The sequence below is a fragment of the Nocardioides montaniterrae genome (assembly GCF_054782655.1).
Map to the genome: position 1 here is coordinate 64,818 of NZ_BAAGSB010000007.1, position 13,354 is coordinate 78,171.

At 70.4% G+C, this 13,354-nt stretch carries 14 protein-coding genes and 2 pseudogenes; 1 reads left to right on the plus strand and 15 read right to left on the minus strand.

What is annotated here, in order from left to right; translation table 11 throughout:
• Positions 1-39: 39 nt before the first annotated feature.
• The 15 genes and pseudogenes from ACYVJ3_RS11820 to rpsP form a co-directional block, all read right to left on the minus strand.
• Positions 40-1,341: pseudogene (locus tag ACYVJ3_RS11820) on the minus strand (YifB family Mg chelatase-like AAA ATPase); the annotation flags it as partial.
• Positions 1,341-1,736, minus strand: a complete 396-nt coding sequence (locus tag ACYVJ3_RS11825; protein ID WP_460853197.1) for a YraN family protein — start codon at positions 1,734-1,736, stop codon at positions 1,341-1,343. The gene ACYVJ3_RS11825 and the pseudogene ACYVJ3_RS11820, both read right to left, overlap by 1 nt.
• A 138-nt stretch (positions 1,737-1,874) precedes the next feature.
• Positions 1,875-3,728 (minus strand): hypothetical protein, encoded by a 1,854-nt coding sequence (locus ACYVJ3_RS11830; RefSeq protein WP_460853198.1) that lies wholly within the window; start codon positions 3,726-3,728, stop codon positions 1,875-1,877.
• Entirely contained in the window at positions 3,725-4,195 is a 471-nt protein-coding gene (locus ACYVJ3_RS11835) for a TadE/TadG family type IV pilus assembly protein (protein ID WP_460853199.1), read from the minus strand. Before ACYVJ3_RS11835 ends, ACYVJ3_RS11830 begins: the two co-directional genes overlap by 4 nt.
• Before the next feature lie 104 nt (positions 4,196-4,299).
• Positions 4,300-6,003, minus strand: coding sequence for a pilus assembly protein TadG-related protein (locus tag ACYVJ3_RS11840; protein WP_460853200.1), 1,704 nt, complete (start codon positions 6,001-6,003; stop codon positions 4,300-4,302).
• A gap of 146 nt (positions 6,004-6,149) precedes the next feature.
• A complete protein-coding gene (locus ACYVJ3_RS11845; RefSeq protein ID WP_460853201.1) occupies positions 6,150-6,458 on the minus strand; it encodes a DUF2469 domain-containing protein in 309 nt (102 codons plus the stop codon).
• Positions 6,455-7,150: a ribonuclease HII gene (locus tag ACYVJ3_RS11850; protein WP_460853202.1), complete on the minus strand. Its 696-nt coding sequence runs from the start codon at positions 7,148-7,150 to the stop codon at positions 6,455-6,457. Before ACYVJ3_RS11850 ends, ACYVJ3_RS11845 begins: the two co-directional genes overlap by 4 nt.
• 7 nt (positions 7,151-7,157) lie before the next feature.
• The gene (gene lepB / locus ACYVJ3_RS11855; RefSeq protein WP_460853203.1) at positions 7,158-8,006 is read right to left on the minus strand and encodes a signal peptidase I; all 849 of its coding nucleotides are present in this window, start codon (positions 8,004-8,006) and stop codon (positions 7,158-7,160) included.
• 80 nt (positions 8,007-8,086) lie between these two features.
• A complete protein-coding gene (gene rplS, locus ACYVJ3_RS11860; protein WP_460853204.1) occupies positions 8,087-8,449 on the minus strand; it encodes a 50S ribosomal protein L19 in 363 nt (120 codons plus the stop codon).
• 161 nt (positions 8,450-8,610) lie between these two features.
• Positions 8,611-9,516, minus strand: coding sequence for a hypothetical protein (locus ACYVJ3_RS11865; protein WP_460853205.1), 906 nt, complete (start codon positions 9,514-9,516; stop codon positions 8,611-8,613).
• A 20-nt stretch (positions 9,517-9,536) separates the two neighbouring features.
• Positions 9,537-9,977, minus strand: coding sequence for a GNAT family N-acetyltransferase (locus ACYVJ3_RS11870; protein WP_460853255.1), 441 nt, complete (start codon positions 9,975-9,977; stop codon positions 9,537-9,539).
• Positions 9,978-10,013: 36 nt separating this feature from the next.
• Positions 10,014-10,688, minus strand: a pseudogene (trmD, locus tag ACYVJ3_RS11875) (tRNA (guanosine(37)-N1)-methyltransferase TrmD); the annotation flags it as partial.
• Positions 10,685-11,245 (minus strand): ribosome maturation factor RimM, encoded by a 561-nt coding sequence (gene rimM, locus ACYVJ3_RS11880; protein ID WP_460853206.1) that lies wholly within the window; start codon positions 11,243-11,245, stop codon positions 10,685-10,687. The gene rimM and the pseudogene trmD, both read right to left, overlap by 4 nt.
• 70 nt (positions 11,246-11,315) lie before the next feature.
• Entirely contained in the window at positions 11,316-11,555 is a 240-nt protein-coding gene (locus ACYVJ3_RS11885; protein ID WP_460853207.1) for an RNA-binding protein, read from the minus strand.
• 5 nt (positions 11,556-11,560) lie between these two features.
• Positions 11,561-12,025 carry a 30S ribosomal protein S16 gene (gene rpsP / locus ACYVJ3_RS11890; RefSeq protein ID WP_460853208.1) on the minus strand — a complete coding sequence of 155 codons (465 nt, stop codon included), beginning with the start codon at positions 12,023-12,025 and terminating at the stop codon, positions 11,561-11,563.
• Positions 12,026-12,211: 186 nt separating this feature from the next.
• On the opposite strand from rpsP, the gene ACYVJ3_RS11895 reads away from it, so the two are divergent.
• Positions 12,212-13,324 carry an FUSC family protein gene (locus tag ACYVJ3_RS11895; RefSeq protein WP_460853210.1) on the plus strand — a complete coding sequence of 371 codons (1,113 nt, stop codon included), beginning with the start codon at positions 12,212-12,214 and terminating at the stop codon, positions 13,322-13,324.
• Positions 13,325-13,354 lie beyond the last annotated feature (30 nt).

Genomic DNA, 13,354 nt, shown 5'->3' on the forward strand with positions numbered 1-13,354 from the left:
GATCTGACCGTTGAACCGCCAGCTGCACCCGCGGAAGCGATCGGCTTGCCTCTGCCGAGCGACAGCCACCCGTGCGGCCACCATCGCGGAGGTCTCGGCGCTGAAGAACGGATCGCGGGTGGCCGGGCCCAACGCGCGCACGTTGCGGGTGATGTCGATGCGATCGCGGATCGGCCCGGACATCTTGCGCTGATGTGCTCGCAGCACGGCGCCGTCGCACTCGCAGCGTTGCCCCTTGACCTCGTGGTTGCCGCAGGGGCACGGGTTGGCAGCGACGACGAGCAGCGCACGCGCCGGCAGGGTGATCGACTCCTCCCGGCGGGCCACGGTGATCTCCCCACTCTCCAGGGGCTGACGCAGCGCATCGATCACGTCGGACCTGAACAATGCGAGCTCGTCGAGGAACACGACTCCTCCGTGGGCCTTCGACAGCTCGCCGGGCCTGACGTGACCGTTGCCGCCACCGATCAGGCTGGACTTGCTCGCGTCGTGATGAGGAGCGGAGTACGGCGGTCGGGTGATCATGCCGCGGGAGGCGTCCAACGATCCGGCGAGCGAGTGGATCGCTGTCAGCTCGAGCGACTCCTCCGGCGTCAGATCGGGCAGGATCGTCGGGAGCCTCTCGACCAGGCTGGTCTTGCCCACTCCCTTGGGGCCGAGCAGCAGCAACGGATGAGCACCCGCCGCCGCGACCTCGAGGGCGTACTTCTCGTCCTCCATGCCCATGAGGTCGGCGAGGTCGAGCTCGTCGAGCCGCTCGTCACCGCGCCAGGACAGCAGCTGGGCACCCGATGCCGCCGCGACGGGCGGCGCGGCGGGGACCGTCTCGCCGCGCAGCTCGGCAACGACCTGGGCGAGCGAGCGGAAGCCGAGGACGCTCATCCCCGGGACCATGGCCGCCTCCGCGGCCTGGGGCTCGGGGACGAAGACCCGTCGGATGCCCCGCTCGGCGGCCGCCAGCACCATCGGCAGGACGCCCATCGCCGGTCGCAGGCCGCCGGACAGGGTCAGCTCTCCGATGAACGCCGTGCCGAGCAGGCCGCGACCTTCGACCTGCTCACTGGCGGCGAGCAGGGCGACGGCCATCGCGAGATCCGCGTGGGTGCCCGACTTCTGGAGGTCGGCGGGCGAGAGCAGGATCGTGGCGCGCTTGGTGGCCGGCCAGGCGAGCTCGGAGTTGATGATCGCCATCCGCACGCGCTCAGGACCTTCCCGGACCGACGCGTCCGCACGACCGACCAGGGTGACGCCAGGCGCTCCGGAGGAGACGTCGACCTCGACGTCGACGAGATGGCCGAGCGCTCCCGCGAGCGTGACGGTGTGGGCCTTGGCGGTGGCCATCAGTAGAGGCCTCGGACGTGGTCGACCTGGGCGGCGCCGCGGCGTGAGCGGAGGACCGCGACGAGGTCGATCCGGATCCCGTCGGGCCGGATGCCGCGCTCGCGGGCCCACCGCTCCCCCAGACGCTTGAGACGGGCCAGCTTGGCGTCGGTGATCGCCTCGTGCGGCGTACCGCAGGCGATGCTGCTGCGGGTCTTGACCTCGCAGACCACGAGCGTCGCGCCGTCACGGCACACCAGGTCGATCTCACCGATCTCGCAGCGCCAGTTGCGCTCGAGCACCGCGAGGCCGGCGCCTCGCAGGTAGCGTGCCGCGACCTCCTCGCCGTACGCCCCCAGGGCCTGGCGCTGCGCGCCCGTCGTCCCACCTCGTGTCGTCATCGCCATGTCCGTCATGACCCACCTCCTGGCGACCACCTTCGTGCCAGGTGCCGACAACCGGATGCAGGCCGAGACGGCCCTGTGGAGAACGAGCGTCCTCCACAGGGTGAGGCCTCAGAAGTGGCCCATGACGGGACGGATGTGGCGCGTGGTTCAGCCGACGAGGCGCGGCTGGTTGCACGTCGGGGTCGGTACGGCGTAGACGTCCGCGCCGCCGACGCGCAGGCCGAGCATCTTCGACAACGGGGTGATGAGCGAGGACTGGACGGCGGTCAGGACCGGGTCGAGGGTGCTTGAGACCGTGGTGAGGATCGGGTTCATCAGGTCGCTGAAGGCGCTCGACGTCAGGCCGATCGGCTTGGTCTGCGGGAGCAGGAGCGCGAGGAGCTTGGTGGTCACCGTGGCCGTCGTGGTCACCGACGTGTCGCGCAGCGCCGACGAGGGGTTGAGCGTCGGGGACGACAGGACGTTGCCGTTCACCTTCGCCGGGTTGGTGTAGCCGTCCGGCAGGGGCACCGTGACGGTCTGGCTGTAGGAGCCGAAGGTGTTCGGGAAGTTGGCCGACAGCGTGACCGCGCTGTCGAGCGCGATGGTCGTGGTGCTCAGCAGGCTGCCCAGCCCGAGCAGGTTGAGGATGTCGGTGACCAGCGTGCCGGTCTGGCTGACACCGAAGCTGAAGTTGAGGTGCGCACCCATGCTCCCCGTCAGGCTGGTCGAGCCCAGGATCGCGGAGTTCACGAGCACCGACAGGCTGGTCGGCGAGCCGGTGGAACACCCTGCGATGCCGGCGAGCGTCGCGATCGCCTCCCCGAGGTTCACCTTCAGCGTCAGCGTCGTCGCATCGGTCGCGATCGAGCTGGTCACGCCGGCGAAGTTCACGTTCGACAGCGTGAGGGCGGGGATCGTCAGGGTCGTGGTGAGCTGCACCTGCGCGGTGTGCGCCTGCTGGCCGGTGCACCCCTCCTGGGGCGATTCGATGACGTTGAGGCTCGTGGACGACGTGACCGTCTTCCCCGCCATGAGCGGCAGGTTCAGGTTGACGCCCTGGAGCGACAGCGCATGTCCCTTGCCGGCCACGAGGGCCGAACCGGTCACGATGTCGAGCACGTTCAGGGAGGCGTTGAGGGCCGACTGGTCGCCGGAGCTCGCGGCGAGCAGGTCGCCCATCTTGATGACCGGACCGCTCGCGCCGATCGCCGTCTTGACCGCGTTGATGGCCGTGATCTGCGCCGACGTGTACCCGCCGTTCGAGCTCATCACCATGGCGGTCGCGGTGACGAGGTCGGCGATGTTGAGGGTGTTGTCGCTGAGCAGCTCGGTGACCGATCCGACGTGGAGCTGTCCGGTGTTCACCAGGTCGGCAAGGCTGACGTTCGCACCGGCCAGGGCCTTGTAGCTCACCAGGTCCAGGTTGAGGGACGAGCCCAGCGCGCCCCCGACGATCGCGTTGATGAGCGGGCTCGAGTCGCCGGTGTCGAGCGCGGCGACGAACGATCCGACCCGGAAGCAGGCTCCGGGGTTCGAGTAGCTGACGGCATTGCGGGACGCCTGCCCGGAGGCGATGCCCGTGAACGCTGCGAAGCCGAAGCCCACCTGCGTCGTCGCGGTCACCTTCACCGCGTTGGGGACGGTCGCGGCCGAGGCCGCGGCGAAGACGCCGGTCGTCAGGTTCTCGGTCCCCCAGGTGATGCCCATCGTCGGCTTGCTGGTCGCGTAGTCGATGACGCTCGTGTTGCGATCCCGGCTGGCATTGGCTGCGGTGATGTCCGCGCCACCGGCCGACAGCTGACTGACGGTCTTGGTGCCGTCCAGCAGGCGCGACATGTCCATCGCCACGACGTCGGCGAGCGTCTGCATGTCGGCTCGACCGACCCGCTGCACACCGAGGTCGAGCACGAAGGCGCTGGTGACGGGGATGAGCAGCGCCATCAGGATCGCGAACATGACGCCGACCGCTCCCCGCTCGTCGCGACGGCGACGCAGCGGGCCGACCAGGGGCCGGCTCAACTCACCCTCACCGTGGCCGAGTAGCTCAGCGTCTGGGGCAGCAACAGGCTGACGCCCGGGATCGACGGGATCGCCGGGTGGTCGCGGTAGAGGTAGCTCACGGTGACGGTCACGCACTGGGCGGTGCCACAGGTGGTGGGGCTTCCGATCGTGCAGGTCACGTAGTTCTGCCCGCAGGCCAGCGTGTTGTCACCGACCTTCATGCTCCCGAGTGCCGAGTTGATGGCCGAGGTGGCCGCCGACGAGCGGTTCGCCGAGACGAGCTGCACCGCTGCCGCACGAGCACCCTCGGCGGTCGCCTGGCTGAGCGTCTGCCGGAAGGAGAGCATCATGCCGAAGCTGAGGATCCCGAAGACGATGAGCAGCAGGAACGGGACCACCAGGGCGAACTCCACGGCGGACGCGCCTCGCTCCTCCGCGCCGCGACGGCCCCACACCAGCGCACGCTTCATCGTCCCTCGATCCATCTCAATGCCTCGTGGGCCGTTTTCCCCCGGCCACAGGCCGAGATTAGGGGCGCGTGGACGTACGACGGAACGGCTGCTCGGACGCGGGTCCTAGTCCCATCGGGCTATCCCGCCAGACGCGGCTGGGCGCACGTCGGCGTGGGTACGCCGAAGACGTCTGCACCGGCGAGCTGGATGCCGAGCAGCTTGGCCAGGGGCGTCACCGCCGCGTTGATGTTGGTGGTGACCTCGGCAAGCGAGGTCACGATCACGCTCGACGTCAGGGCGCTGACCAGCGGGCCCAGGCCCTGGGGGCCGAGATCGATCTTCCACGGCACGCCGAGCAGCGTCGCGGAGCTGTGGGCGAGGTCAATGCTCACCTTGGGCGGCGACAGCCCGACGTATCCGTTCGAGCCCGGACTGCTCTGCGGATCGGTGTAGTCGTGCGGCGGCACGTCGTAGGCGGTGTCGGTGCTTCCCGTCGACGCGGCCGTGGACACGCTCGTGGAGGCGGTCGCCTGGAGATCGACGGTGACCAGGCCGAGGCCGGCGACCGAGAGCGTTCCCTTCACCCGGAAGGGCAGGGTGATCGTCGCGGTCATCAAGCGGGTGTCGACGCGCACCCGGGTCTCCACCGCGCTCCCGCACGTCACACCGCTGAGCACGCCGTTGGCTCCGGCGAGCCCAGCATCGACGTGGATCGTCCCCTGTGTCGAGGTCGGGTCCGCGACGGTGCCGACCGAGAGGCCGGAGAAACCGGACACCTTGTTGGGGAGGTTGAAGCCGAAGTCCGTCGCGATCCTCACCTGCCCCGTGCTCGCCGTGGCGGTCCCCGGCGCCCCGCACCCCTCGCGGGGCGGCTCGATCACGCTGAGGCCGACGTCGCCGCTGGACGCGTGCGGCGTGGACCAGACCACCCCGGTGTCGAGGAGGTTGTTCTGGTTCGCGAGCTGGGTGTGCTCCCCGGCTGAGAGGGCCGCGGCGCCGACCAGGTCGATGACGTTGACGCTCGAGCCGAGGGCCGAACCGTTGCCGAGGCTCAGGATGTCGCCGAGGCCGACGGTCGCGGTCGAGGAGGTCTTCGCGGCGATCGCTCCCAGGATGACGCTGGCCGAGGAGCTGCCCTGGGCATCGAGCACCCTGGCCCCGGCCGAGAGCAGCTGCTGCACCGAGATGTCCCCACGGTCGACCAGCGCCTGGGGCGAGGCGGCGCCGAGCTGGGCGGCGAGCAGCCCGAGGTCGACGTACGACGTCAGCAGCCCCTGGTAGGAGACCGACCTGAGGTTCACCCCGAGTGCGTCGGGATCGCCGACCAGGGCCTCGAAGACACCGGCGACCGCGCTGTCCCCGCTGCGGAGCGCCCCGGCGAAGCTCCCCAGGCGGAAGCAGGCGTTCGAGCTCGCGACGGCCATCGCGCTGCGCGAGGCGGCGCCGCTGTCCTTGCCGGTGATGCCACCGAACGCGAACGCGACACGGGTGCCCACGCTCACCCGCACGGCGGTCGGAGAGCCGCTGGCCAGCGCGACGAAGGCCCCTGTCGAGGACGCCGTCCCGAGCTCGACCGTGGCGGTCGGACGGGTGCCGACCGTCGCGAGGTTGCGGGCGATGGAGGCCACTGCATCGCTGCTCACCACCGGTTGGAGCTGGGCGACGGTGCGACCGTCGAGGTCGCGGGCCAGGTCGAGCGCGACGACGTCGGCGAGGCTCTGCATGTCGGTACGGGCGACCCGTTGCATGCCGAGGTCGACCACCATGGCGGCGACCGCCAGCACTATCACGAGCACGAACGCGGCGAGCACCGCGACCGCGCCCCGCTCATCACGGCGCACGCGCCCACTCCCTAGCCTGGACGTCCCCCAACGGGACCACGCTAGGTCGGACGCAGGCCGGAAGCAGCAGCCCTCAACCGATCAGGCACAGAAGATTCCTGATTCGGGACAGGAGTCCCGGGTCGGCGAGCCGATCGGTCGGAATCTCAGGGCTTGGGCGGCTCGAACTCGGTGTTCGCGAGCTCCTCGACGTTGACGTCCTTGAACGTCAGCACCTTCACGTTCTTGGCGAAGCGCGCCGGGCGGTAGATGTCCCACACCCAGGCGTCGTTGATGGTGACCTCGAAGAACACGTCGCCGTTCTCCGAGCGTGCCTTCACGTCGACGGAGTTGCACAGGTAGAACCGGCGGTCGGTCTCGACGACGTACTTGAAGATCCCGATGACATCGCGGTACTCGCGGTAGAGGTTGAGCTCCTGCTCGGTCTCGTACTTCTCGAGGTCCTCAGCACTCATGCGGGCGACTCTAGTGGCTCGATGGGCACGAGCCCGGGAAGGGACCACGACGTGCGGTGGTGGGGTGTCGGGCCGTGCTCCGCGAGCGCGGCGATGTGCTCGGGTGCCGAGTAGCCCTTGTTCTCGGCCCAGCCGTACGCCGGGTGGTCGCCGGCCAGCTCGACCAGGATCGCGTCACGGGCCGTCTTGGCCAGGATGCTGGCGGCGGCGACAGCCGCACACTTGAGGTCGGCCTTGATGAGCGTGCGGACCGGAGCGATCGCCGCCAGCAACCCGGCGGGCGGGAACAGCTCGTCCTGCACCGGCGGGGTGAGGTAGTCGTGGTTGCCGTCGAGCAGGATCAGGTCCGGTGCCTGCTGGAGCGCACCGATCGCGCGGTGCCCTGCCAGGCGCATCGCGGCGATGATGCCGAGCGCGTCGATCTCGGCAGCGCTGGCGTGGCCGACGCCGTACGACGACGCCCACCGCATGATCTTGGGCGCCAGCCGCGTGCGCACCTCGGCCGAGAGCAGCTTGCTGTCACGCACGCCCTGCGGAGCCGTGCGGGTGGCGAGGTCGACGGTCACGATCGCGACGGTGACCGGACCGCACAGCGCACCGCGGCCGACCTCGTCGACGCCGGCCACGATGGTGTGACCGTCGCGGAGGAGCTGACGCTCGATCCGCAGCGAGGGGGCCTTCGACCTGCTCATCACGCGATCACTTCGGGTCGGGAACGTCCTTGAACGCCTCGGCGGTGCCGATCCACTTCCAGCGCGACTGCGGCCAGACCAGGGCGAACACCTTGCCGACGACGTCGTCCTCGGGGACCCAGGGACTGAGGGTGCAGGGGTCCTCGTCCGGCGTACAGATGTGGGCTCGGGAGTCCGCGGAGTCGGTGCGGTTGTCACCCATCACGAAGAGCTTGCCCGAAGGGACCGGGCCGACGGTCCAGTCGCACTCGTTGACGTACTTGCTGCCCGCGAGCGCGATCTTGCCGCCCAGGACGGCATCGCACGCGGCGTTCTGCGCGGACTTGCTCAAGAAGGTGTCCTCGTCGACGGCGTGACCGTTGATCTCGACCTGCCCCTTGGTGTTGCAGCAGTGGATCACGTCGCCGGGCGTGCCGATGACGCGCTTCACGAGGTGACCGCCGGTCGGGTAGAGACCGACCTTGGCGAGCAGGTTGGCGATCCCCTTGGGCGCCACGTCCTCGGAGGGGTCGAGCCAACCACCGGGGTCGGAGAACACGACGACGTCACCGCGCGACGGGTTGCCGCCGAACCAGTACGACGGCTTCTCCACCAGGATCCGGTCGCTGGTCGGCACGCCGTCGCCGCCCTGGAGGCCCGGCATCATCGAGGCCGACGGGATGTAGAAGGCCTGGACGAAGAAGGCCTTGATGACGATCGCCAGGCCGAGCGCGATGACCAGGAGCAGGATGCTCTCCTGCCAGATCGGCAGGTGCTTGCGCTGCTTCTTCGGCTTCGGCCGGCCGGCGGGCTCCTGCGCCGCCTCGGCCACCGACATCTCGTCCTGGGCAGGCTCCATGGCGTCGTCGGTCGTCACGCAGCGAAGTCTAGGTGTACGCCGAAAAGCGACGACGCCCCGACCCAGGAGGGTCGGGGCGTCGTACGGGAGGGCGACGATCAGACGTCGCGACGCTCCTTGATCTTGGCCTTCTTGCCCGTGAGGTTGCGCAGGTAGTAGAGCTTCGCGCGACGGACGTCACCGCGGGTGACGATCTCGATGGACTCGAAGATGGGCGAGTGCAGCGGGAACGTGCGCTCGACGCCGACACCGAAGGAGACCTTGCGGACCGTGAAGGTGCGGCCGATGCCCGAGCCGTGGACGCGGATGACGACGCCCTGGAAGATCTGGACGCGCGAGCGCGTGCCCTCGATGACCTTGACGTGGACCTTGACCGTGTCACCGGCGCGGAAGGCCGGGATGTCGGTGCGCTTCGACGCGTTGCCGAGCTCGGCGACGGCTGCCGGGGTGGGGATGCTCATGGTTTCTCCGTAGCAAGTGCACACAGGTCAGCTGCTGGGGTCGGTGTTGCGAGGAATTCGGATGGCGCCTCGGACGACGATTCCCCTGTGGCAGAAGCGTCCGTACGCCGACGAACAATCCTCGCACAGCGCGAGGGAGCGGGGAAAATCCTGGTCGGTGCTCAGGCGAGCACGTCGGCGAGCGCCTGGTCCGGCTCGCCGGACAGGTGGGTGATCGTGCCCTCGTGCAGGCGGCCCTCGTCGAGGTAGCCGCGCAGCTGGACCAAGGAGTACGGGCCGTGGTCGGCGCCCTGCACGGTCACGAACCACACCGCGTCCGTCTCGGCTGGCTCGGCCACCGAGGTGGGCTCGGCCTCGGCAGGCTCGACCTCCGGCGCGGCCTCGGCAGGCTCGACCTCCACCGGGGCGGGCTCGCCGCCCAGGGCGGGCTCGGCCCCCGGGGCGGGATCGGCCTGCGTGTCGGCCTGGAGGTCGGACGGGGCGGCGTACCGGAAGTCCTCGTGCGCGATCGCGGCCGAGACCGTCGCGCCGTGCGCGGACGCGACGGCAGCGGCCGAGGAGGAGCCCGGGCGGCGCCTGCCGGCACCGGTCGCGACGACCACGAGCCACACGAGAAGCACCACCACACCGAGCGGGACCAGGATGTCGGTCACGAAGTACCACCAGCGGCTGAAGCCGACACGGCCGACCCAGCGCCAGGTGATGCCGTCGACGTAGTAGTCGTAGATCGCCTGCCACGACTTGCCGAAGGACGTGTGGCTGACGGAGAGCGAGCACCCGGTGAGGGTGAGGCTGATCGCGACGACGAGCGCCCCGAGGTGAAGCGCGAGGCGACGTACGACCCCGAGCAGGCCGCACACCAGTGCCAGGCACCCGATCGCACAGGCCGCCTGGCCCAGCATGGTCGCGCGGTCGCCCATGTCGTTCCAGTCCGAGGGCCAGCCGACGGCGTTGAGCGACGACGGCAGGTTGTTCATCCGCACCTGGGCGACCACAGCGGCGGCGGCGAAGCCGCCGAACACCACGAGGAGAAGCGCGTTCACCAGCGCGATCGGCCGAAACTTCATGGGCGGAAACCTACAACCCACTAGCGCCTCTTGGTCAGCAGCACCGCGCCGGTGGGACCAGGAAGGTCGCGACGCAGGCGGAAGCCGGCCCTGCGGTAGAACCGCAGGTTGCGCTCGCTGCCCGCCCCCGTGAACAGGACGTACGACGTCGCCGCCGCCGGCGCGACCGCCTGGATGTGGTCGAGCAGCACGCGGCCCAGGCCGGCGCCTTGGAGGTCGGGGGCCACCATCAGCCGGCCGATGTCCCAGGCGTCGCCGGAGAGGCGCGCCCGCACCGCGCCGACGAGGCGACCGGCGCGGCGTACGACGTAGGTGTCCCACTCCCCCAGCCAGGCCCGTACGTCGGCGTACGACTCGTGCAGGGCCGGGATCTCCAGGGTGTCGTTGGCGAGCGCCTCCTGGACCCAGCACGCTCGCTGGAGCGTCAGGATCTCGGCGGCGTCGCCGGGCGTGGCGCGCACGATCGGGGTGCCGTCGTCGAGGACGGAGGGGGCGAGGAGGTCCGGACGGCGCTCCGCCGTACGCCGGACCGACTGCTCGTGCCGCCACGCCTCGATGGCCGCGTGGTTGCCGGACATCAGCACGTCGGGGACCTCGTGGCCGCGCCACGAGCGGGGCTTGGTGTAGACGGGGTACTCCAGCAACCCGCCCTCGGCGTGGGACTCCTCGACCAGCGACGCGGCGTTGCCCATGAACCCCGGCAGGAGACGCACGACCGCCTCGGTGATCGCCAGCGCGGCCACCTCGCCGCCGTTGAGGACGTAGTCGCCCAGGCTGATCTCGCGGACCTCCGCGATGCCGCGCGCGTGGTCGATCACGCGCTGGTCGATGCCCTCGTAGCGGCCGCACGCGAAGACCAGTCGCTCGCGGGTGGCGAGGTCGGCGGCCAACGCCTGGGTCATCGGCTCGCCGGACGGCGTCGTGAACACGATCATGGTCGAGGCGTCGACGCCCAACGACTCGAAGGCCAGGCCGAACGGCTCGGGCAGCATCACCATGCCTGCGCCGCCGCCGTAGGGGGTGTCGTCGGTCTTGTGGTGCTTGTCGGTCGCCCACTGCCGCAGGTCGTGGACGTGCAGCTCGAGCAGGCCCGCCTCGATGGCCTTGCCGGGCAGGGAGAGCTGCAGCGGCGCGAGGTAGTCGGGGAAGATCGTGAGGTAGTCGAGCCTCACTGCCCGGCATCCCCGTCGTCGTCCGGGAACGGCGTGACCAGGCCCGGGCGGTCGGCGATCACGACCCGCCCGGCGTCGAGGTCGACCTCGGGCACGAGGGCCGCCACGAACGGCACCAGCGCCGTACGCCGGTCGACCGTCCTGATCTGCAGCAGGTCCTGGGCGCCGTGCGTCAGGCCGCTGATCTCACCGAGGTGGGTCCCGTCGAGGTCGTACGCCGCCAGCCCGATCAGCTGGTGGTCGTAGAACTCCTCGGGATCCTCGGGGCGCTCGTCCTCGGCGATCGTCGCGCGCAGCACGACGCCGCGGGCGGTCTCGGCGACGTTGCGGTCGGTCAGCTCCGCGAAGGTCGCGAGCAGCACGCCCTGGTGCCAGCGGGTGCGCGTGACGGTGAGCGTGCGGTGCGGGAACGCCGAGCCCTTGGGGGCCTGCGCCATCAGCGTCGCGCCGTCGGCGTACCGCCGGTCCGGCTCGTCGGACCGGACGTCCACGGTGACCTCGCCACGGATGCCGTGCGGCTTGCCGATGCGGCCGACGACGACCTCCAGGGTGCTCATGGCGAGCATTGTTCCCGAAAAAGGCAGGAACCCCGCCACTGGGGCGGGGCTCCTGTCGTGTGCTGGTGAATCAGCGCTTGTCGGTGTCGACGAAGTCGATCCGGGCGCCGTTCTTGCCGGCGAGGGCCGAGATGACCGTGCGGAACGCCGAGGCCGTGCGGCCGCTGCGTCCGATCACCTTGCCGAGGTCGTCGGGGTGGACCCGGACCTCGAGCACCGAACCCCGGCGCAGCTGCTTGTCGCGCACGACGACGTCATCGGGGTGGTCGACCACTCCGCGGACGAGGTGCTCCAGCGCTTCGGCCAACACTGAGATCAGGCCTCGGTGCTCTCGGCGGCGGGAGCCTCAGCGGTCTCCTCGGCCGGAGCCTCGGCGGCGGGGGCCTCCTTGGGGGCCTCCTCCTTCTTCACCGTGACGGCGGCCTTGGGGGCGTTGCCGTCGCCGGCCTTGAGGGCCTCGTTGAAGATCTCGAGCTTGTCGCGCTTCGGCTCCTTGACCTTGAGGGTGCCCTCGGCGCCCTCGATGCCCTTGAACTTCTGCCAGTCACCGGTGACCTTGAGGAGGACCTCGACGGCCTCGGACGGCTGCGCGCCGACGCCGAGCCAGTACTGCGCGCGGTCGGAGGTGACCTGGATGAACGAGGGCTCCTCCTTCGGGCGGTACTGACCGATCTCCTCGATCACGGCGCCGTCGCGCTTCTTGCGCGAGTCGACGACGACGATGCGGTACTGCGGAACCCGGACCTTGCCCAGGCGCTTCAGGCGAATCTTGACGGCCACTTTTGTGGTGTCTCCTTGAGGATCGTTTAGTGGTTGAGGCGTCCGGCTCAGGTGGGGAACACCGGCCTCGCGTCTCGATGGGCGCCGCACCGTCCGGTAGAGAGGGTCCGGACGACACAGAACTCAGCGGCCGATTCTGCCAGACGTGGCGGATCCCACCGAATCCGAGGGCAGTAGATTTCACCCGTGACGTCGCAGCGGCCCACCGCCGTGTTCCTGGACCGCGCGATGGCGCGCGGTCGGACCTCGTTCCGCGCCCGCCTCCAGCGACTCCGGTCGGTCTGGTGGCAGGTGGGCCAGTGCGCGCTGGGAGCCGGTCTGGCCTGGTGGCTGGCGCACTCCGTCCTGGGGCACGCCCACCCGTTCTTCGCACCGGTCGCGGCGGTCGTGGGCCTGGGTACGTCGTACGGCCAGCGGCTGCGGCGCGTCGGCGAGGTGACGCTCGGCGTGGCTGTCGGCGTGCTCCTCGGCGACCTGTTCACCCAGTGGCTGGGCACCGGTCCGTGGCAGCTCACGCTGCTCGTCGCACTCGCCATGTCGACCGCGCTCCTGCTCGACGCGGGCGCCCTGTTCATCAGCCAGGCCGCGGTCCAGTCGATCATCGTGTCCACCCTGGCGACCACCAGCAGCGGCGCCTTCACGCGCTGGACCGACGCCCTCGTCGGGGGCGGCGTGGCACTGGTCGCGGCGTCCGTCGTACCCGCTGCCGCCCTGCGCCGTCCGCGACAGCAGGCGGCTCAGGTCGCCCGCAAGATCGCCCAGCTGCTCCGCATCGCGGCCGACTGCATCGAGGACCGCGACTTCGACCACGCCGTCGGCGCACTGCGCGACGCGCGGGCGACCGACCGCCTCGTCCACCAGCTCAAGACCGCGGCCGACGAGGGACTCTCGGTGACGATCTCGCCGTTCCGGCTGCACCACCGCGAGCACGTACGCCGCCTCGCCGAGATCGTCGACCCGCTGGACTACGCGCTCCGCAACACCCGGGTGCTGCTCCGGCGGGTGGCGGTCGCCGACTACCGCGGCGAGCCGCTGCCTGCGTCGTACGCCGAGGCGGCCCGGTCACTCGCCGAGGTGACCGACCTGCTGTCCACCGAGCTGGAGGCAGGGCAGGGCGTGGACACCTCGCTCGAGCGGCTCCGCGACTTCGCGTCGGCGACCTCCGACCTCCCCCGGACGCGCGAGCTGTCCGGCGAGGTCGTGCTAGCCCAGCTGCGATCGATCACCGCCGACCTGCTCAGCTGCGCGGGCCTCGACCCGATCGCCGCGACCGAGGCCATCCCGCCGCTGCGTGGTTGACGGTCCGGCCGCCCCGGTCGACGAACGCAC

Bases quoted from the DNA above. Each gene is read 5' to 3' on its own strand.
- ACYVJ3_RS11825 (WP_460853197.1), bottom strand. From the start codon at position 1,736: ATGACGGACATGGCGATGACGACACGAGGTGGGACGACGGGCGCGCAG.
- ACYVJ3_RS11835 (WP_460853199.1), bottom strand. From the start codon at position 4,195: ATGGATCGAGGGACGATGAAGCGTGCGCTGGTGTGGGGCCGTCGCGGC.
- ACYVJ3_RS11845 (WP_460853201.1), bottom strand. From the start codon at position 6,458: ATGAGTGCTGAGGACCTCGAGAAGTACGAGACCGAGCAGGAGCTCAAC.
- ACYVJ3_RS11850 (WP_460853202.1), bottom strand. From the start codon at position 7,150: ATGAGCAGGTCGAAGGCCCCCTCGCTGCGGATCGAGCGTCAGCTCCTC.
- rplS (WP_460853204.1), bottom strand. From the start codon at position 8,449: ATGAGCATCCCCACCCCGGCAGCCGTCGCCGAGCTCGGCAACGCGTCG.
- ACYVJ3_RS11865 (WP_460853205.1), bottom strand. From the start codon at position 9,516: ATGAAGTTTCGGCCGATCGCGCTGGTGAACGCGCTTCTCCTCGTGGTG.
- rimM (WP_460853206.1), bottom strand. From the start codon at position 11,245: ATGAGCACCCTGGAGGTCGTCGTCGGCCGCATCGGCAAGCCGCACGGC.